We start from the raw sequence: 18,105 nt of genomic DNA, 5'->3' as shown, positions 1-18,105 counted from the left end.
GCGACGAGGCGGTGAGTCCCTCAGCGCCCCTCGAGCACGTAGCGATCGCGTCCCGCGAGGATGCCGACCAGGCCCTGCCCGACGAGCACGGCGATGAGCATCGTGAGTGGAGCGCCCCAGCCGTCGGTGACAGCGTGCAGCCAGCCGAAGAGCACCGGTCCGGCCGCCGCGACGACGTATCCCACCGACTGCGACATGCCCGACAGTGCGCTCGCGCCGTCATGGTCGCGGGCGCGCTGGGCCATGAGCGTCAGCGACATGCCGAGCGATGCGCCCGAGCACAGGCCCGTGAGGACGACCCAGCCCGTGATGCCCGAGGGCACCGCGATGAGTCCCGCCACTCCGGCGATGCCGAGGATCGGCAGGAGCGCCGGGGCGAGCGTCTCGATGCGCCCGCGGAGGGCGAGCGGGAGCGCCAGGGCTCCCGCGACGGCGGCGATCTGATAGATCATCACGTCGATCCCGGCCGCGACCTCCGAGCGACCGGTCGAGGTCGCGATCGTCGCAAGCCACGTCACCTGCATGTAGAACGACGCGGACTGCAGCCCCATGTAGGCCGCGACGACCCAGGCGACGGGGTCCGACCAGATGCCGGTCCTGCCGTGCGCGCCGGAGCGACCGGTGCCGTGTCCGCGCCCCCGGGTCGCCCAGGCCCACACCCCGATGGCCGGGATCAGCAGGATGCCGCCGGTGACCAGCAGTGCGAAGCGCCAGCCGGCCGGCTCGCCGCCGAGCGGGATGTTCGACAGCGGCACGACGACGCCCGACGCGATCGCGCCGAACCCGCCGAGCAGGCCGGTGTACAGCGCCATCACGGCGGGGACACGACCGCCGAAGTCGCGCTTGACCACCGCGGGCATGAGCACGTTCGCGACGGCGAGGGCGACACCGATGAGCACCGTGCCGATCCACAGGCTCGCCGTCGGTCCGGGCAGGGATCGGACCGCCGTGCCCAATGCCAGCAGCACCAGTGCCCACAGCACCACGCGCGACATGCCGAAGCGTCGGCTGAGGTCGTGGGCGAGGGGCGAGACGAGGGCCCACGCGACCAGGGGCACGCTCGCGAGCATCCCCAGCGTGGCGGTCGCCAGACCCGTGTCCTCGCCGATCTGGGCGAGAAGCGGGCCGACGGCCGTGATCGTCGGCCGCATGTTCATCGCGACCAGGCACACCGCCGCGACGAGCGCGATCGTCGCACCCCGCGTGCGGGTGACACCTATGTCCATAGGTATCGGACTCTACTCCCGAACGGGGCTCGGGGAGTAGCGTGGTCGCGATGACAGAGGGTGCCGCGGGAGGTGGGGACGACCGCGCGCCCCGGGTGCCGGCGGGCGCCTACGCCGTCGGGCTCACGGTGGTCATCGTCCTCACGGCGGCGATGCTGCGCTCGCCCTTCGTCGCCGTGGCGCCGGTCGCCGGCGACATCAGCGCCGATCTCGAGATCACCGCCGGCGTCGTGGGCCTGCTCACCAGCATCCCCGTCCTGTGCTTCGCCGTCTTCGCCCCTCTGGCGATCGTCGTGATCCGTCGCGCGGGTCCTGACTTCGCTCTCACCCTCACGCTCGGCGGAAGCGTCCTCGGTTGCATCATCCGCTCGCTCGGCGGTGTCGAGGCGGCCATCATCGGCACCGCGGTCATGGGGGTGTTCCTGACCATCGGCAATGTCGTGATCCCCGTGATCATCGGCCGCGACTTCTCCCGGGCGCGCGCCCACACGATGACCGGGGTGTACACGTCCTCGCTGAACATCGGCACGATGATCGTCACGCTCACCACCGCGCCGCTCGCCGACGTCGTGGGCTGGCGCACGGCGATCGTCGCGTGGGCGGGATTCGGGCTGGCGGCGCTGGCGGTGTGGATTCCGCTTCGCGGGGTGCGCGCGAGCTTCACGCCGCGGGCGCACTCGCGTCCCGCGGACGGGGGCGGCGACCCGTCCGTCGTCCGGAATCGCGGGACGTGGCTGCTCGCCGCAGCCTTCGCTGGGCAGGCCTTCGCCTTCTACTCGACGACGGCATGGCTGCCGACCCTGCTCGTCGGAGAAGGACTGTCGCCCGCGGCGGCGGGTGCCGTCGCGGCGATCTTCCAGGTGGCGGGCATCGCGGGGAGCATGACGCTGCCGCTGGTGACGGTGCGCGCCTCGATCGCCGTCGGTGCCGCGGCCGCGGGCATCGCGTGGCTCGCGGTGCCCGTCGGCTTCCTGGTCGCACCCCAGCTGTGGCTGCTGTGGTGCCTCGTGGGCGGTGTCGCCCAGGGCGGAGGCATCACCGTCGTCTTCATCATGATCAGCGCCTTCGGCGGCGACGCGCACACCGCCGCGACCCGTTCGGGCATCGTCCAGGGCGTCGGCTACGCCGTCGCGGCCGCGGGGCCGATCCTGCTCGGGGCCATGCACGAGGCGACGGGCGCGTGGACGATTCCGCTCCTGGCGATCCTGGCCGCGGTGGTGCTGTTCCTGGTCTGCGGGGCACTCACGGCGCAGGTTCTGCGCCGCACCGTCGCGCACGCCGCGGGGGACGCCGGCCCGTCGCCCGAGGGCTGATCCGCGCGCATCCAGGGGTCGCGTGCCGGCCCTCGGGACCGGAGGCCGCGTACGCCTCGGCTACTCGGCGTCGTCCAGTCGGAACCCGACCTTGACAGTGACCTGAAAGTGCTGGATCGCGCCGTCGTCGATCTGCCCGCGCACCGACGTCATCTCGAACCAGTCGAGGCCGTGCAGCGTCTGGGATGCTCGAGCAACGGCGTTCCTGATCGCGGCGTCGATGCCGTCCGGCGAGCTTCCGACGACTTCGACGACGCGGTAGACGTGATCTGACATGGGGGACTCCTTCCGAGCTTCTCTCCGCACGCAACCAGTCGCCCGCACAGTCCGCAAGGCCGTCGACGGGTGACACCGCGGCGCGGTACCCGCTGCAGAGTGGTGCGGACAAGGGCCTGCGTTCGGATCGTGCCCGCGCTCTTGAACGGTGGAGATGCAGTTCGCCGGGCCGCTACAGCTCCGCCGGCGCGGATTCGGGGGCGAGCCAGCAGTGACTCATCAGCCGGTGATCCGTCGCCGACGTCGCGCCCACCATCGCGGTCGGAGCGATTTCTCGAACGCGCGGCGGGAGGGATCCGAAGTAGCGGCCATCCACGCCCGCAGAGATGCGCGCTTGGCCTCGAGGGCCGGGGTGTGAGCAGGGTCGGCGGCCAGATTCTTCAGGCTGTGCGGGTCTGAGGCGAGGTGGTACAACTCCTCGGTCGGGCGGTCCTGGTAGAAGGACACGCGATCGGCGATGTCCGGGTCGGAAGTGGCGGCAGCGACCATCGCCTTCCAGCTGAGGCCGCTCATGTTCTCGGCCGTGTACCGGGTCCTTGTGCCCGCCCATCCGTTCCAGATGTACCCGTACTCGCCGTCCTGGACGCAGCGCATCTCGTAACGGTTCTTTGCCGCCGTCTCGTGGAAGACGGTCACCACCTCGCTGTCGGCCTTCTCGGCGGTGCCGAGTAGCGCCGGCAGGAGGGTGCGACCGTCGGTGTCGCCCGCATCGACTCCCGCGACCTCGCAGAACGTCGGGAACAGGTCCAGCATGTTGACGAAGCCCTGGGGGCCACGGCTGCCCGGCGCGACCCGTCCTGGCCACCTCACGATGAGTGGTGTGTGGGTCGACTGCAGGTAGCAGTTCGCCTTGGAGAAGGGGAATGCCATGCCGTTGTCGGAGAGGAAGACCACGAGGGTGTCCGCGGCGTGCCCCGAATCCGCGAGGACCCGAAGCACGGCCGCAACGACGTCATCGCAACGACGGGACGAGCTGAGGTACTGGGCGTACTCCGTGCGAATGTCTTCGAGATCGGGGAGGTAGCCCGGGACGGGCGTCGCCTCATCCGGGGCGAAGATTCGGCTCGGTTCAGGAATCGTCTCGCGCTGGGCTTCGGTGAAAGTGCGGTCGATGCTTGTCGACCCGTGGAAAGGCCGGTGCGGGTCGTGGGCGTTGACCATCAGGAACCACGGTCTCTCACCGCTGGCGGCGATGAACTCCCTGCTCGACTCCGCATAGCGGGCCGGGTCTCTCCCCATGCCGAGTGAGGCCATGTCGACGATGAGGTCCCATCGGAAGCGCTCCACGGGAGCAAGATGCTTGACCTTGCCGAGAATGCCCGTGCGGTAGCCGGCCGCAGCGAGGAGCGTCGTCAGCAGAGGTACCTCATCGTCGATCGGCTCGAATCCCTCAGCGCCGTTGCGGTGTGGCCACATCCCCGTCAGCATCGCGGAACGGCTCGGCTGGCACACGGCGATGGGGACGTGCGCGCGTTCGAAGATCATGCCCTCCGACGCCAGCTCATCCAGTGCGGGCGTCACGCCCTCGGGCCCGCCGAACGCGCCGGGTGTGGTCCCCTCCATGTCGTCTGCGGTGATCAAGAGGATGTTGGGCTTCACGTTGCTCTCCGCATGGGGTGGGGGCCGCTCTGGCGTCTGATCATGCTAGGGGCTCGAAAGGGGCGCCAGGAGCGCACCACACGAGCGGCGCGGTCAGTTCCCGGTGTCGAGCGGCCAGCCGGTGTAAGCCTCGGCGAGGTAGCGACGACCTGCCTCGGATTCCACGACGCTGCGCAGCTCGCCGAGCTGACGGTGCCGGTCGAAGTCGCTGGCGTCGGGCGTCAGGTGAAGCATGGTTGTCATCCACCACGAGAAGTGCTGGGCCTTCCAGATGCGCTGCGACGCCGTCTCGGCGTATGCGTCGATCAGGCGCTCGTCGCCTTCGAGCAACAGCGTGCGCAGCGCCTTGTCGAGGAGGACCACGTCCGCGATCGCGAGGTTCATGCCCTTCGCGCCGGTCGGTGGCACCGTGTGGGCGGCATCCCCGATGAGCGCGGCGCGGCCGTGGCGCAGCTCCTGCGCGACGAAGCTGCGGAAGCGCAGCACGTCGCGCTGGAAGATCGGGCCCTCGTTGAGGGTCGTTCCCGGCACGCACGACTGCAACTTCTCCCACAGCTCCTCTTCGCTGAACGCGTTCGGATCTGTCTCGGGGTCGCACTGGAAGTACATGCGCTGGATGGTCTTGGACCGCTGGCTGATGAGCGCGAACCCGTTGGGGGAGTTGCTGTAGATGAGCTCCTCCGCACTCGGCGGCGCCTCGCACAGGACGCCGAACCACGCGAACGGGTACTCGCGGAAGTAGCCGCCGTGCGACGACCCCGTCACGGCCGAGCGGACCACGCTGCGCGAGCCGTCTCCGCCGACGACGAAGTCGGCCTCGATCCGCAGCGGCTGCCCCTCGGCATCCGTCGCGATCACGGTCGGGCGGTCGGTGTCGACGCCCTCGACGTGGTCGGCGGTCACGCCGAAGCGCAGGTCCTGGCCGCCTGCGAGGCGGGCGGCGATGAGGTCCTTCAGCGCCTCGTGCTGCGGGTATAGCCACACTCCGCGATCGACGAGGTCGGCGAAGTCGATGCGGTGGCCCTCGCCGGCGAAGCGCAGTTCGATGCCGTCGTGGCGCATGCCGACGGTGCGGGCGCGGGAGAAGTCGCCGAGCGTGTCGAGCACCTCGACAGCGCCCTGCTCGAGGATGCCGGCCTTGATCGTCTGCTCGATGTCCTCGCGGGTTCGCTGGTCGATCACGACGGACTCGATGCCCGCATCGGCGAGCAGGTGCGAGAGCATCAGCCCCGCGGGGCCGGCGCCGACGATGGCGACGCGGGTGCGAACGGTGGTGGTCATGGGTCGTCTCCTTCGACGAGGTGGGATGCCGAGACCAGTGTGCGCGCCGCGCGCCGCGCTCAACGCATCCGTTCCCGTTCAACAGGAACCAAATCCCGCCCCGCTCAGCGAGCCCGTGTCCCACTTCTGGCCGCCCGCGAAGCCGGGAGGCGGCCAGAAGTGGGACATGGAGTCCGGGGGTTGGAGGGTGTGTCCCGGTTTTTGCCGCCTGTCGCGCCGTTGCGCGGCCAGGAGTGGGACATGGAGTCCGGGGGTTGGAGGGTGTGTCCCGGTTTTTGCCGCCTGTCGCGCCGTTGCGCGGCCAGAAGTGGGACATGGAGTCCGGGGGTCGGAGAGTGTGTCCCAGTTTCGGCCGCCTGCGGCGCCGGCGCGCGGCCAGAAGTGGGACACGGTGTCGGGGTCCGGGCGGCGGGGTCAGTCGCGCGCGGAGCGCAGGGCGTTCTCGATGCCCCGGGCCGCGGCCAGGAGCGTCACCACGGCGTCGTCGGTCGGGGCGTCTCGGGGCAGGATCACCGACAGGGCCGCCACGACGCGGCCGCGGTCGCGGACCGGCACCGCGACGCCGGTCGAGACCGACTCCACCGAGCCCGGCGACACGACGAAGCCGCGCTCGCGGATCCCCGCCAGCACCCGCCGCAGGGCCGCCGGCTCGGTCACGGTGTCGGGGGAGATCGCCGGCAGCGGGCCCGACAGCACCCGCTCGCGCACATCGTCCGGTGCGTAGGAGAGCAGCACGAGCCCGGAGGACGATGCGTGGAGTGCCAGCCGTCCGGCGATGCGCGTGATGTTGGCGCCGGCCGCGGGGTGCGAGAGCCGCTCGACGAACAGCGCCTCGTCCTGCTCGAGCACGGCCAGCTGGGTGTGCTCGCGGATGCGGGCCTGGACGCCCTCCATGAACGGCAGCGCCGCCTGGCGCAGCCGCAGCGCGGACGAGCCGCGCAGCGCCAGCTCCCACAGTCGCATCCCCAGCCGCACACGATGCTCGTCGTCCCGCTCGAGGAGGCCGCTGCGCACCAGATCGTCGACGAGACGATGGGCCGTCGATGAGGGCAGGCCCGCGCGGCGGCCGATGTCGGAGGCGGTCTGCACCGTCCGGTCGGCGGTGAACGTCTCGAGGACCCGCACGAGACGGTCGATCACCGAGTCTCCCGACGGCGAGTTGGCCATGGGGCCCAGCGTGCCATGCCCCGGCGGCGGTAGCGTGAAGACGTGGCCAGGGCGGCGGACGACACCGGCGGCGAGGGGGTCCTCGACCGGATGCTCCGTGTGCTCGACTGCTTCAGCGAGGACGAGCCCGAGCTCACCGCCGCCGAGCTCTCGGAGCGCACGGGGCTGGCGTCGTCGACGCTGCACCGACTGCTGGCGCAGCTCGTGACCGAGCAGCTGCTCGGGCGGGCGGCCGGCCACCGCTACACCATCGGCGTGCGCCTGTGGGAGCTCGGCGAGCTGTCGCCGCTGTCGCTGCGGCTGCGCGAGACGGCTCTGCCGCACATGGCGCGGCTGTACGAGGCCACCGGCGAGAACGTGCACCTCGCCGTTCTCTCGGGCGCGACACCGCAGACCTCGTTCGCGCTCTACGTCGGCAGGATCACCGGGCGCGGCTCGATCGCGACGCTCAGCCGCATGGGAGGGCGCGGTCCGCTGCACGCCACAGGTGTCGGCAAGGCGCTGCTCTCGGCGCGCGACGAAGCGTGGCTCGAGCAGTACTTCGAGGCGCCGCGCGAGCGCGAAACGGTGCACACGGTCATCGACGAGGACGAGCTGCGCGCCGAGATCGCCCAGGCGCGCCTGCGCGGCTACGCCCACACCCGCGAGGAGATGACACTGGGGAACATCTCGGTGGCCGCGCCGCTGGGACCGGTCGAGGGCATGCCGCCGATCGCTCTCGGCGTGGTCGTCCACCTCGACCGCGCCGACGAGCGGAGGCTCGGACCGCTCGTCGTGCAGGCGTCGCGCGACCTGCAGGACCAGCTGCGCGGGAAGTGACGCGCCGTCGGCGGAAGGAGTGACGTGTCCGAACGCGACCTCGGCCTGCTGGCGCCGGTCACTGTCGGCTTCGACGACCCCGTGGCCGACGAGGCCGTCCTGGGTGCGCTCGTCGCGGCCGAGGTAGCGCTCACCCGTGCCTGGTGTACCGTCGGCGTCGCGCCGGCCGCGGCGGCCGACGCCGTCTCCGCGGCGTTCGGCTGGCGAGGCGCCGGAGAGCCGTGCGCGGGCCACGGCATCGACCCTGCCGCACTCGCGGCGGCCGGCGCCAGCGTCGGCAACCCGGTGATCCCTCTGGTGGGGACGATGCGTGAGCGCGTGGCCGTCGAGCACCGCCCGTGGATCCATCCCGCGGCGACGAGCCAGGACGTCCTCGACTCGGCTCTCATGCTCGTCGCCCGGCGTTCCGCCGAGGCGATCGACGCGCACCTCGTCGACGTCGAGGCGACACTGGTCGCGATCGCGGCCGCCCACCGCGACAGCGTCGCCGCCGCCCGGACGCTCGGTCAGCACGCCGTGCCCACGACCGTGGGTCTGCGGGCGGCGACGTGGCTCGCCGGCGTCCGCCGTGCCCGCCGCCGGCTCGCCGACGCCGCCGGCGCCCTCCCCGCGCAGCTCGGCGGAGCGGCGGGGACGCTGGCCGCCTCGGTCGAGACCGCGACCCGCACGCGCGGTCCGCGGGACGCCCTCGCGGCGGCCGAGGCGCTGCCCGCGACGTTCGCGGCCGAGCTCGCCCTCGCGACGCCCGACGCGCCGTGGCACACCACCCGCTGGCCCGTGACCGAGCTCGGCGACGCACTCGTGCAGGCGGTGGACGCCGCCGGCGTCGTGGCCGCGGATGTCGCGACGCTCAGTCGCACCGAGATCGGCGAGCTCGCCGAAGGCGCCCCGGCCGGATCGTCCGCCATGCCCCACAAGCGAAATCCCGCGGCATCCGTCCTCATCCGCTCGGCGGCGATCCGGGCGCCGCACCTGGCGGCCACGCTGCACACGGCCGCCGCCCTGGCGGTCGACGAGCGCCCGGACGGAGCGTGGCACGCCGAATGGCCCGCGCTGCGCGAGCTGCTGCGCCTGGCCCTCGGCGCGACCGGGACGCTCTCGCGGTTGATCGCCGGCCTCACGATCGACGACGCGGCGATCGCCCGCAATCTTGGGGCGACCGGCGGACTCATCGTCTCCGAGCGGGTGTCGGCCGTGCTCGCTCCCGTCCTCGGTGCGGATGCGGTCGCGCGGATCATCGCCCGGGCCGCGGGGGGAGAGTCGTTCGAAGGCCTCGTCCGCGAGGCCGTCTCGGCCTCCGGCGCGGACGTCGACATCGACGACCTGCTCGAGCCTGCCCGGTACACCGGGCTCGCCGGGCGTATCGTCGATCGCAGCCTCGACATCGGAGTGGAGGAACCCTCATGACCGCACCGTCCATCGCCCTCAGTGCCCCCGTCGGGTACGCGGATGCGCCGCTGCTCGTGCTCGGGCCGTCGCTGGGCACGTCGACCGTCCTGTGGGACACCGTCGTGCCCCGGCTCGCCGAGCGGCACCGTGTGGTCGCGTGGGACCTGCCAGGCCACGGCGCCGCGCCGCCCGCTAGCGGGCCCTTCACGATCGGCGAGATCGCGGATGCCGTCGCCGACGCGCTGCGCACGCACGAGCACGAGCACTTCCGCTACGCGGGCGTCTCGTTCAGCGGCGCGGTCGGGCTCGAGCTCATGCTGCGGCATCCGGGCATGGTCGACGGGGCTGCCCTGCTGTGCACGGCCGCGAGGTTCGGTGAGCCCGAAGGATGGCACGAGCGCGCGGCCGAGGTGCGCGCGTCGGGCACCTCGGCACTCACCGTGGGCTCGGCGCAGCGCTGGTTCGCGCCGGGGTCGATGGCGCGGGAACCCGAGCTCACCGCGCGTCTGCTGCAGGCGCTGCAGGACACCGACGACGAGAGCTACGCGCTGTGCTGCGAAGCGCTCGCCGGCTACGACGTGCGCGACCGGCTCGGCGAGATCGAGACGCCGGTGCTCGCCCTGTGGGGAGAGTTCGACGAGGTCACTCCCGAGCCGGCCCTGGTCGAGATCGCGGAGGGCGTGCAGGAGGGCGCCGTCGCGTGGATCGCGGATGCCGCGCACCTGCCGCCGGTCGAGCAGCCCGCCGCCGTCGCCAAGGTGCTCGGCGAGTTCTTCGCGGGGATCGACGAGAGGGTCTCGGCCTGAGCGTCGCCGGAGGATCAGCGCAGCAGTGAGACCAGCTCCACGCGATTGCGTGCCCCCGTCTTGTGCAGCAGGCGCGAGACGTGGAACTTCACCGTGTGCGGGCTGATCGCGAGCTCCTGAGCGATCTGCGCGTTGCGCGAACCCGCCGCCAGGAGGCGCAGCACGTCGCGTTCGCGCTCGGTGAGGTCGGAGACGTCCTCGACGGGCGACGGCGTCTGCGGGGGATCCAGGGGGATCACGATCCCGACGTCGCTGCCCCATCCGGGGGTCGAGGTCACCGTCATGCGGCCCTCCAGCGCCGAGACGTGCTCCGCGATCGGCCGGAGGGCGTCGTCGTGGGCGCGCAGCTCGCCGCGCCCGTCGTCCCGGATGCCGATGATCAGGTTCAGCCCGTCGCAATCCCACTGGATCCGGACGCGCCGTGCCTCGGCCGCGTCCACGAACGCCAGGACGGCGTTGCGCACGATCGCCCGCGCGGCCTGGGCCACCTCGCCCGGCAGGGCGCGTCCGTTGGCGGGCGGCTCGACGAACTGCACGTCGAGGTCACCGAAGCGCACGAGCGGGCGCAGGTCGCCCTTGAGGCGGGCGAAGGCTCCGACGACGGGTTCGAGCAGGTCGTGCCGGCGCTCGTCCGAGACGGTTCGCAGCTCGACCAGCGCGGTCGCGGCGATGTCGATCGCGTTCTGGCGAGCAGCCCGATCATCCAGTCGCGACGAGCGCAGCACCGCCAGCAGCGACTCGAGCACCACCGCGTGACGGTCGGCCTGCTCGGCGAGCAGCCGCGCCTGATCGTGGGCGCGCAGGCGGTCGGCGGGTGAAGCGGCGAGGGGAGCAGTCACTCGAGAACCCTACCCGGATGGGGCATACCTGCCCGAACGGGTAGGTTCTCTCCCCGACCGGCGGGCGGCATCGTGGCGCACAGCCGCGGATCATCGTGTCGTGACCACCGCGATCGCCACTCCCCGGACCGACCTGCTCGAGATCGAGATCGAGGTCTCGGCCGTCCTTCACCGAATCGCCGACACGCAGCGCGACCGGCTCGACCGGCTCGCGCGGGCCGTCGTCGCCGCGGATCGCGTGTTCGTGCTCGGCGCCGGCCGCTCGGGACTCGCGTTGCGGATGACCGCGATGCGTCTGATGCACCTCGGTGTGACCGTGTTCGTCGTCGGCGACACCACGACGCCCGCCATCGCCGCGGGCGACCTGCTCATCGTCGCCAGCGGATCCGGGACGACGTCGGGCATCGTGCGGGCGGCCACGACGGCACGCGACGTCGGCGCCGAGGTCGCGGCGATCACGACGGCGCCCGACTCGCCGCTGGCGATGCTGGCGCGGCCCGTGGTGGTCGTCCCCGCCGCCGACAAGCTCGATCGTTCGGGCGCCGCGTCCGTGCAGTACGCGGGCAGCCTCTTCGAGCAGACCGTGATGCTCCTCGGCGACGCCCTCTTCCACACGCTGTGGCGCGAGAGCGGCCGCAGCGCGGACGACCTGTGGCCGCGCCACGCGAACCTCGAATGACCCCGTCCCGCACGCCCTCGCGCAGGACAGAACCCCAGAAAGCAGAATCATGAAGATCCAGTTCGCCATCGACACGCTCACCACCGAGGACGCGCTGCGCCTGGCCGCGGCCGCTGCCGACCACGTCGACGTCCTCGAGCTCGGCACGCCCCTCATCAAGAGCGAGGGCCTGTCGGCGGTCACCGCGATGAAGCAGGCCCACCCCGACAAGGTGGTGTTCGCCGACCTGAAGACCATGGACGCCGGCGAGCTCGAGGCCGACATCGCGTTTCGCGCGGGGGCGGACCTCGTCACGGTGCTCGGTTCGGCCGACGACAGCACCATCGCGGGGGCGGTCAAGGCCGCGACCGCCCACGGCAAGGGCGTCGTCGTCGACCTCATCGGCGTCGACGACAAGGCGAAGCGCGCCCGCGAGGCCGTCGCGCTCGGCGCCGCGTTCGTCGAGATGCACGCTGGCCTCGACGAGCAGGCGAAGGAGGGCTACTCGCTCGAGGGGCTGCTCGAGGCCGGCCGTGCCGCGGGCGTGCCGTTCTCGGTCGCGGGCGGCGTGAACGCCGCGTCGATCCCGGCCGTGCAGTCTTCGGGCGCGCAGGTCGCCGTCGCCGGCGGCGCGATCTACGGCGCCGAGGATGTCAGCGCTGCGGCGGCCTCGCTCCGCGCCGCCGTCGTCTGACCCACTCGTCGGGCGGGCCGGTGGGGGCCGGCTCGCCCGACGTCTCACTATTGAGGCGCGCAGGTCGGCGGACTTAGCCAGACTTGGCTAAGCTGGTGCCGTGACCCAGGTGAACGTCCACGAGGCGAAGTCGCAGCTGTCGGCTCTGATCGCGCGCGTCCTGGCGGGCGAGCAGGTCACGATCGCGCGGGCCGGTGTGCCCGTCGTCGACCTGGTCGTCCACCGAGACGTGCAGGTCGTGTACGGGCTCGGTTCCGGTGAGCCCGTCCACGATCCCGGAGTCTTCGACGGAGTCGATGACGAGATCGCGGAGCTCTTCTACGGGTCCGGGTCGTGATCCTGCTCGACGCCAACGCGCTGCTGTGGCTCTACCGGGACGACCCGCTGCTCGGCCCTGAGAGCCGGATGCGGATCGACGAGGCGCAGCGCGTGCACTTCTCGGCGGCCACCGTCCTCGAGATCACGATCAAGAGCATGCTCGGGCGACTCGAGTTGCCGGGCGGCGACGGGTACCCTCAGGTCTTCGCCGACTCCGGCCTCGTCGAGCTTGCGTTCACCGCCGAGCACGCGGCCGCGCTCGCGGGCTTCCCGGCGTTGGCCCGCCATGACCCGTTCGATCGGATGCTGCTCGCTCAGGCCCGGGCCGAATCGATGGACCTGCTCACGTCGGATGCCGCACTGCTCGCGCTCGGCGAGCCCTGGATCCGCGACGCCCGGCGCTGAGAGCGGAGGCTGTCGCGGGGGCCAGGTGGAGAAAGAGCTCCTCGTTCATCGCGCACCTCCCGCGCTTCGCGATCCGGTCATCGCCCGCACTCGGCGAGCCTCGGATTCGCGACGTCCGGCGGGCGGACGCGGATGCCGCATCGAGTGATTCCCCGTTGCCGAGGGCGAAGCACCGCTCTTCGGTGCTTGCCGCTGCGCCCGGACTTCCGCCGACTTCCGGCGACGCCTCGGCGGTAGCGGATCCCACAGCAGCATGACGAGCGTCCACGCCGCGAAGACCAGGGTCGCGGTGACCACGGTTGCGTAGATGGCCGGCTCGAGGGTGGGGAGGATGCCGATGATGATGAGCAGCGAGCCGCCGGCGATCGTGGCATGCAGAGGCAGGCCGACGGCGACGAATGTCCGCCCGTAGGCGGGGTGTGCGTGTTCCCATTCGCCGCTCATATCGGGCTGGCGGTTGTCGATCACCACGAGCAGCAGGTAGACGATCAGCGCCACGATGGCGCACGTCAGCCAGAGCGCCCGGCCGGACAGACCGTAGCCGGCGAGGATGATCGGCAGCAGCGCGAACAGCATCGTGCTGCTCCCCATCCACACCATCGCGCGGAGGTACCCGCGTGCGTGGGGATCGCGGGATTCAGGGCTGCGCACGGCGATGAGAGCCCCGAATCCCACGAAGACGCCGCCGATCTCGGCCAGGTGGAGCAGGAGTTCCTCGTTCATCGTGCACCTCCGGCGATCCGCGACCCGGCCGTGGCCGGTGGCGGCCGCCCGGGCTCGCTCACGCCAACCGAACCGCTGATCACGGGTGCGCGCCAGAGTCTTTGGGCCCGTCGTCACGAGACCCCCGGCCCGGATCAGTCGATGCTCTCCCCGACCGGCACGAAGTCGATCACGCCGCGGATGATGTCGCCGGCGTGCATGTCGGCGTAGGCCTCGTTGATCTGGTCGAGCGTGTAGCGCTTCGTGACGAGTTCGTCGATCTTGATCCGGCCGGCGCGGTAGAGCTCGAGGATCGTCGGCATGGCGTCGCGCGGTGAGCCCATCCCGAACAGGGCGCCCTGGATGCGCTTCTGCATGAGTGCCGTGTCCGAGGCGTTGAAGCCCGGGATCGGGCCGTCGTCGTCTGCGGGGCCGAGGCCCGTCACGACCACGGTCCCGCCCTTGCGGATCGCCTGGTAGGCCTGGCCGATGTGCTCGTTCGTGACGACGCCCGTGGTCACGATCGCCGAGTCCGCCCCCTGCCCGTTCGTGATCGAGGCGACGAACTCCTGCGCGGCGGGCATGTCGGCGAAGACCTCGGTGGCGCCGAACTGCGGTGCCCACTCCCGCTTGCGCGGCGCCGGGTCGACCGCGACGACGTGGCTCGCTCCCGCCAGCGCCGCTCCCTGCACGGCGTTCATGCCGATCCCGCCGACCCCCATGACGATGACCACATCGCCGGGGCGCACGTCGGCGGCGCTGGTCGCCGACCCCACGCCCGTCTGCACGGCGCACGCGACGAGGCACACCGTGTGCAGCGGCAGTGACGGGTCGATCTTGATCAGCGACGTCTCATCGAACACCTGCCACTGCGAGAAGCCGCCCAGTCCGGTCATCGTCGCGATCTCGGCGCCGTCTGCGCGCATGCGGTAGCCACCGGACGGCTGCTCGCCGATCATGGCGTTCCCGCCCGCGTCGCACAGATTCTGCTGACCCCGCGCGCACCACTTGCAGCGCCCGCAAGACGGGATGAACGAGGTCAGGACGTGGTCGCCGACCGCCAGATCGGTGACGGCGGAGCCGACCTGCCGCACGATGCCGCCGCCTTCGTGCCCGGCCACGACGGGCGGATGCTCGAACGGCAGGTCCCCAGTGGAGATGTGGTCGTCGGAATGGCACAGGCCGGTCGCGACCATCTGGACGAGGACCTCGGTGGGTCCCGGATCGTCCAGGTCGACCTCCCGGACCTCCCACGTTCCGGGGGAGGTCCACAGCACCGCGGCACGTGTCTTCATCGTCGCCTCGAATCCGGTTCTCGCAGGCGCCGGACTCCGCCGTCGGGCGCGCTCACCGCATGATGGCACTCGCGCGTGATCGGCGCCATGAGGCTTCCGCGAGAGGGCAGACGCCCCTCGCCCCCCGGAGTCGCCACGGACCCTGTCCGCTGCATCGGGCCCTGATTCGCGAGGGCGCCGGCCTACGGCACCGGCGGCGCGACAGCCTGGCCGGCGTCGACGGTCGCCTGCACCTCGTCGGCGGCTTCGGCGAAGATGCTGCGCATCCAGGCATGCTCGGGATCGCGATCGTGGACCGGATGCCACCACAGCGCGTTCGCCGTCGGCGCGGCGTCGAACGGCGGATCGAGCACCCGCAGTCCGCTGTTGCGCGCGACCATCGGCGCGATCGCCGACTGCACGATGCCGAGGCGCCGGGTACCCGTGACGAAGTGTCCCAGCGACATGAAGCTCTCGACGACGACCTCGACCCTCGGGTCGATCCCCATGAGCTGCAGTTGACGGCTGGCCGACGTGAACGCGGACCGGGAGCGGTAGGTGAAGACCCACGGGGACTCCGAGAGGAGCTCCATCGTCAGACCGTCGGCGACCGCCTCGTTGTCCTCGGCCGCGACGATCACCCACCGGTCGTGCCACAGGTCCTGGAAGGGGAGGTCGGTGAGGTAGCCGTGCGGGATCACCATGGCGTCGACGGAGCGCAAGCTCGTCGCGGCGTCATCGACGATGGGGGTGGTGTGCAGCATGAACCGGAACCGGACGTCGGGCGCTACGCGCGCGGCGATGCGCGATACCGCTGCGCCGATCGTCGCGAAGCCGTAGTCGGAGCCGAACACCGAGAATTCCCGAGTGGAGTCCGACGGCTCCCACTCCGCCTGCGCCTCGAACACCCGGCGTGCGGCGTCGAGAGCGATCGCGGTGTGCTCCGTCAGGCGGGCCGCGAGGGGGGTCAACTCGTAGGAGTTGCCGCGGCGCGCCAGGATCGGGTCGTTGAAGTGCGTGCGCAGGCGCGCCAGGGACGCGCTCAGTGCCGGCTGGCTCAGGTGCAGGCGCTCGGCTGCCCGCGTGACGCTGCGTTCGGTCAGCAGCGCATCGAGCGACACGAGCAGATTCAGGTCGAGTCGCGACAGGGGGTTGTTGGCGGCCACGTCGTCGTGATCCTTCCGCGGTGATTCGTCGTCGGATGCGCTGTCAGCCTAGTCATAGATCCTGTGGATGAGCGGAATAGACGAAATCCGGTTCCCTTATGAAATGCCGGGTTCGATGATGGGGAAACCACAGTGACAGTGCGGTCGCGACGTCGCGTCCGTGCTGTGAGCAGCATCGCCGTTCGCGGCAGGAGGACACATCGATGACGACGTCTCGCGGCCCGGCCGCTCCTTTCGCCCTCGCCCGCTATCGGGATGGAGACGACGTGCGCCTCGGTCTCGTCGCCGGCGACCGCATCCGACCTCTCGACACCGAGACGCTCGGTGCGCCGACGCTCAACGCGTTCCTCGCCGCGCCCGACTGGGAGCGACTGGCCGCGCTGGCCGCCTCCCCTGAAGGCGGATGGATGCCGCTCGCCGACGCCGTCCTCACGGCCCCGGTCGAGCCGCGCCAGGTGCTGCAGGCCGGCGCGAACTACCGCGAGCACGTCATCGAGCTGGTCGCGGCGGGCCTGACCAACAACAGCGACCGGACGCCCGAGGAGGCTCGCGCGTTCGCGGCCAACCTCATGGACGAGCGCAAGAAGAGCGGCGAGCCGTACTTCTTCATCGGTCTGCCCACGGCGGTCGTCGGCGACGACGTGCCGCTCGTGCTGCCGTCCTACAGCGACGTCCACGACTGGGAGCTCGAGCTCGCGATCGTCATCGGCCGCGAGGCCTTCCGCGTCTCTCGCGACGAGGCGATGGATCACGTCGCCGGCTACACGATCGTCAACGACGTCACGACACGCGACCTGGTCTTCCGCAAGGACATGAAGGAGATCGGCACCGACTGGTACCGATCGAAGAACGCACCGGGCTTCCTTCCGACCGGGCCCTTCCTGGTTCCCGCAGCGCACGTCGACGGCGGGCACCTCGCCGTTGCGCTCGACCTCAACGGCGACCGCATGCAGGACGGGAACACCGACGACCTGCTCTTCGACATCCCGGCGCTCATCTCGGCGGCGTCGCAGAACATGCCGCTGCTGCCCGGGGATCTGCTGCTGACCGGCAGCCCCCAGGGCAACGGGCAGCACTGGGGTCGCTTCCTGCGCGACGGCGACGTCATGACCGGCTCGATCGAGGGCCTGGGAACGCAGGTCGTCCGCTGCGTGGCGGAGGACGCCTCGTGACCGCGCCGTCGGAGAACCCCGCCGACCTCGACCGGCAGAACCCCGAGGCCGAGATCGCCGCGCGCGCCGAGGCGTTCCGCAACTGGGGTCGCTGGGGCGAGGACGACGCGCTGGGCACGCTGAACTTCATCGACGCGGACAAGCGCGTCGAGGCCGCCGGCCTCGTGAGCGAGGGCCGGGTCGTCTCGCTGGCGCAGGCGTTCGACACCGACGGACCGCAGAAGGGATGGCGCCGCCGCACCAACCCGGTGCACACCATGACCGACACCGGGACGGATGCCGAGCGCGGCGCCCAGGGCTTCCCCCACGGCATCGGCGGGGCCGACGACGTCATCGCGATGCCGCTGCAGTGCTCGACGCAGTGGGACGGCCTCGGGCACATCTTCGACCACGGCACGGCGTGGAACGGGCGCCGGGCCGGCGACGTCGTCACGAGCGACGGCGACCTGGTCACGGGCATCGAGCATGCGGCATCCGTGATCGTCTCGCGGGGCGTGCTGCTCGACGTCGGTCGACACCTGCGGCCCGACTCCGGCGAGCTCGACGACGGCTACGCCATCACGGTCGCCGACCTCGAGGCGACAGCGGCCGCCCAGGGTGTCGAGGTGGGACGCGGCGACATTGTCGTCGTTCGCACCGGACAGTACGCCCGCACCCGCCGTGACGGCTGGGGCGACTACGCCGGCGGGCCCGCACCCGGGTTGTCGCTGACCACCGCCGCATGGCTGCACCGCACCGAGATCGCCGCTATCGCGACCGACACGTGGGGCTTCGAGGTCCGCCCGAACGAGTTCGACGCACCGTCGTTCCAGCCGTTGCACCAGGTGGTGATCCCGAACATGGGCCTCACGATCGGCGAGATGTGGAATCTCGACGAGCTCGCCGCCGCGTGCGCCGAGACCGGGCGGTACGCCTTCCTGCTGTCGGCGGCCCCGCTCCCGATCACCGGGGCCGTGGGCTCGCCGATCAACCCCGTCGCCATCCTCTAGACACACCCGAGA

Annotated in this window: 19 protein-coding genes; 10 read left to right on the top strand and 9 right to left on the bottom strand. The window is 71.4% G+C overall.

The annotated features are described in order from the left end of the window. Positions 1-20: 20 nt before the first annotated feature. Positions 21-1,226, bottom strand: a complete 1,206-nt coding sequence (locus P0L94_12815; GenBank protein ID WES63339.1) for an MFS transporter — start codon at positions 1,224-1,226, stop codon at positions 21-23. A gap of 50 nt (positions 1,227-1,276) precedes the next feature. Between P0L94_12815 and P0L94_12810 the strand changes: the two genes are divergently transcribed. Then, positions 1,277-2,539 carry an MFS transporter gene (locus P0L94_12810; GenBank protein ID WES63338.1) on the top strand — a complete coding sequence of 421 codons (1,263 nt, stop codon included), beginning with the start codon at positions 1,277-1,279 and terminating at the stop codon, positions 2,537-2,539. Positions 2,540-2,599: 60 nt separating this feature from the next. Here P0L94_12810 and P0L94_12805 read toward each other — a convergent pair whose 3' ends face one another. The 4 genes from P0L94_12805 to P0L94_12790 form a co-directional block, all read right to left on the bottom strand. Continuing rightward, complete coding sequence (locus P0L94_12805; protein WES63337.1) at positions 2,600-2,815, bottom strand: dodecin family protein; 216 nt, start codon at positions 2,813-2,815, stop codon at positions 2,600-2,602. A 219-nt stretch (positions 2,816-3,034) separates the two neighbouring features. Next, positions 3,035-4,414 (bottom strand): sulfatase, encoded by a 1,380-nt coding sequence (locus P0L94_12800; GenBank protein WES63336.1) that lies wholly within the window; start codon positions 4,412-4,414, stop codon positions 3,035-3,037. 93 nt (positions 4,415-4,507) lie between these two features. Continuing rightward, entirely contained in the window at positions 4,508-5,695 is a 1,188-nt protein-coding gene (locus P0L94_12795; GenBank protein WES63335.1) for a 4-hydroxybenzoate 3-monooxygenase, read from the bottom strand. A 414-nt stretch (positions 5,696-6,109) separates the two neighbouring features. Next, positions 6,110-6,862 (bottom strand): IclR family transcriptional regulator, encoded by a 753-nt coding sequence (locus tag P0L94_12790; protein ID WES63334.1) that lies wholly within the window; start codon positions 6,860-6,862, stop codon positions 6,110-6,112. A 42-nt stretch (positions 6,863-6,904) separates the two neighbouring features. Between P0L94_12790 and P0L94_12785 the strand changes: the two genes are divergently transcribed. Genes P0L94_12785 through P0L94_12775 form a run of 3 tightly spaced genes read left to right on the top strand, consistent with a single transcriptional unit; the run spans position 6,905 to position 9,876 of the window. Then, complete coding sequence (locus P0L94_12785) at positions 6,905-7,681, top strand: IclR family transcriptional regulator (protein ID WES63333.1); 777 nt, start codon at positions 6,905-6,907, stop codon at positions 7,679-7,681. Positions 7,682-7,705: 24 nt separating this feature from the next. Continuing rightward, entirely contained in the window at positions 7,706-9,088 is a 1,383-nt protein-coding gene (locus P0L94_12780) for a lyase family protein (GenBank protein ID WES63332.1), read from the top strand. Continuing rightward, positions 9,085-9,876, top strand: a complete 792-nt coding sequence (locus P0L94_12775; protein WES63331.1) for an alpha/beta fold hydrolase — start codon at positions 9,085-9,087, stop codon at positions 9,874-9,876. Before P0L94_12780 ends, P0L94_12775 begins: the two co-directional genes overlap by 4 nt. A 14-nt stretch (positions 9,877-9,890) precedes the next feature. Here the strand turns inward: P0L94_12775 and P0L94_12770 are convergent, their stop codons facing one another. Continuing rightward, a complete protein-coding gene (locus P0L94_12770) occupies positions 9,891-10,715 on the bottom strand; it encodes a LuxR C-terminal-related transcriptional regulator (GenBank protein ID WES63330.1) in 825 nt (274 codons plus the stop codon). Between the two features lie 100 nt (positions 10,716-10,815). Here P0L94_12770 and hxlB point away from each other — a divergent pair, with 100 nt between their 5' ends. The 4 genes from hxlB (at position 10,816) to P0L94_12750 (ending at position 12,790) form a co-directional block, all read left to right on the top strand. Next, entirely contained in the window at positions 10,816-11,394 is a 579-nt protein-coding gene (gene hxlB / locus P0L94_12765; protein WES63329.1) for a 6-phospho-3-hexuloisomerase, read from the top strand. A 49-nt stretch (positions 11,395-11,443) separates the two neighbouring features. Next, positions 11,444-12,067 (top strand): orotidine 5'-phosphate decarboxylase, encoded by a 624-nt coding sequence (locus P0L94_12760; GenBank protein WES63328.1) that lies wholly within the window; start codon positions 11,444-11,446, stop codon positions 12,065-12,067. Positions 12,068-12,167: 100 nt separating this feature from the next. After that, entirely contained in the window at positions 12,168-12,404 is a 237-nt protein-coding gene (locus P0L94_12755; GenBank protein ID WES63327.1) for a hypothetical protein, read from the top strand. Next, positions 12,401-12,790, top strand: a complete 390-nt coding sequence (locus P0L94_12750) for a type II toxin-antitoxin system VapC family toxin (protein ID WES63326.1) — start codon at positions 12,401-12,403, stop codon at positions 12,788-12,790. Before P0L94_12755 ends, P0L94_12750 begins: the two co-directional genes overlap by 4 nt. A gap of 45 nt (positions 12,791-12,835) precedes the next feature. Here P0L94_12750 and P0L94_12745 read toward each other — a convergent pair whose 3' ends face one another. From P0L94_12745 to P0L94_12735, 3 genes are all read right to left on the bottom strand, one after another. Further along, a complete protein-coding gene (locus P0L94_12745) occupies positions 12,836-13,513 on the bottom strand; it encodes a hypothetical protein (GenBank protein WES63325.1) in 678 nt (225 codons plus the stop codon). A gap of 134 nt (positions 13,514-13,647) precedes the next feature. Then, on the bottom strand, positions 13,648-14,787 hold the full coding sequence (locus tag P0L94_12740; protein ID WES63324.1) for an NDMA-dependent alcohol dehydrogenase: 1,140 nt from the start codon (positions 14,785-14,787) through the stop codon (positions 13,648-13,650). A 182-nt stretch (positions 14,788-14,969) separates the two neighbouring features. Continuing rightward, positions 14,970-15,932 carry a LysR family transcriptional regulator gene (locus tag P0L94_12735; protein WES63323.1) on the bottom strand — a complete coding sequence of 321 codons (963 nt, stop codon included), beginning with the start codon at positions 15,930-15,932 and terminating at the stop codon, positions 14,970-14,972. Between the two features lie 203 nt (positions 15,933-16,135). Here P0L94_12735 and P0L94_12730 point away from each other — a divergent pair, with 203 nt between their 5' ends. Then, positions 16,136-17,104: a fumarylacetoacetate hydrolase family protein gene (locus P0L94_12730; GenBank protein WES63322.1), complete on the top strand. Its 969-nt coding sequence runs from the start codon at positions 16,136-16,138 to the stop codon at positions 17,102-17,104. Then, positions 17,101-18,093, top strand: coding sequence for a cyclase family protein (locus P0L94_12725; GenBank protein WES63321.1), 993 nt, complete (start codon positions 17,101-17,103; stop codon positions 18,091-18,093). Before P0L94_12730 ends, P0L94_12725 begins: the two co-directional genes overlap by 4 nt. The last annotated feature ends 12 nt before the right edge of the window (positions 18,094-18,105 follow it).

Origin of the sequence: Microbacter sp. GSS18, assembly GCA_029319145.1 — a bacterium.
Taxonomy (GTDB): Bacteria; Actinomycetota; Actinomycetes; order Actinomycetales; family Microbacteriaceae; genus Microbacterium.
Note: the sequence above shows the minus strand (reverse complement) of the source record. Positions and strands in the feature narration are given on the sequence as shown.

Bases quoted from the DNA above. Each gene is read 5' to 3' on its own strand.
- P0L94_12795 (WES63335.1), bottom strand. From the start codon at position 5,695: ATGACCACCACCGTTCGCACCCGCGTCGCCATCGTCGGCGCCGGCCCC.
- P0L94_12815 (WES63339.1), bottom strand. From the start codon at position 1,226: ATGGACATAGGTGTCACCCGCACGCGGGGTGCGACGATCGCGCTCGTC.
- P0L94_12745 (WES63325.1), bottom strand. From the start codon at position 13,513: ATGAACGAGGAACTCCTGCTCCACCTGGCCGAGATCGGCGGCGTCTTC.
- P0L94_12760 (WES63328.1), top strand. From the start codon at position 11,444: ATGAAGATCCAGTTCGCCATCGACACGCTCACCACCGAGGACGCGCTG.
- P0L94_12790 (WES63334.1), bottom strand. From the start codon at position 6,862: ATGGCCAACTCGCCGTCGGGAGACTCGGTGATCGACCGTCTCGTGCGG.
- P0L94_12740 (WES63324.1), bottom strand. From the start codon at position 14,787: ATGAAGACACGTGCCGCGGTGCTGTGGACCTCCCCCGGAACGTGGGAG.
- P0L94_12810 (WES63338.1), top strand. From the start codon at position 1,277: ATGACAGAGGGTGCCGCGGGAGGTGGGGACGACCGCGCGCCCCGGGTG.
- P0L94_12730 (WES63322.1), top strand. From the start codon at position 16,136: ATGACGACGTCTCGCGGCCCGGCCGCTCCTTTCGCCCTCGCCCGCTAT.
- P0L94_12805 (WES63337.1), bottom strand. From the start codon at position 2,815: ATGTCAGATCACGTCTACCGCGTCGTCGAAGTCGTCGGAAGCTCGCCG.
- P0L94_12775 (WES63331.1), top strand. From the start codon at position 9,085: ATGACCGCACCGTCCATCGCCCTCAGTGCCCCCGTCGGGTACGCGGAT.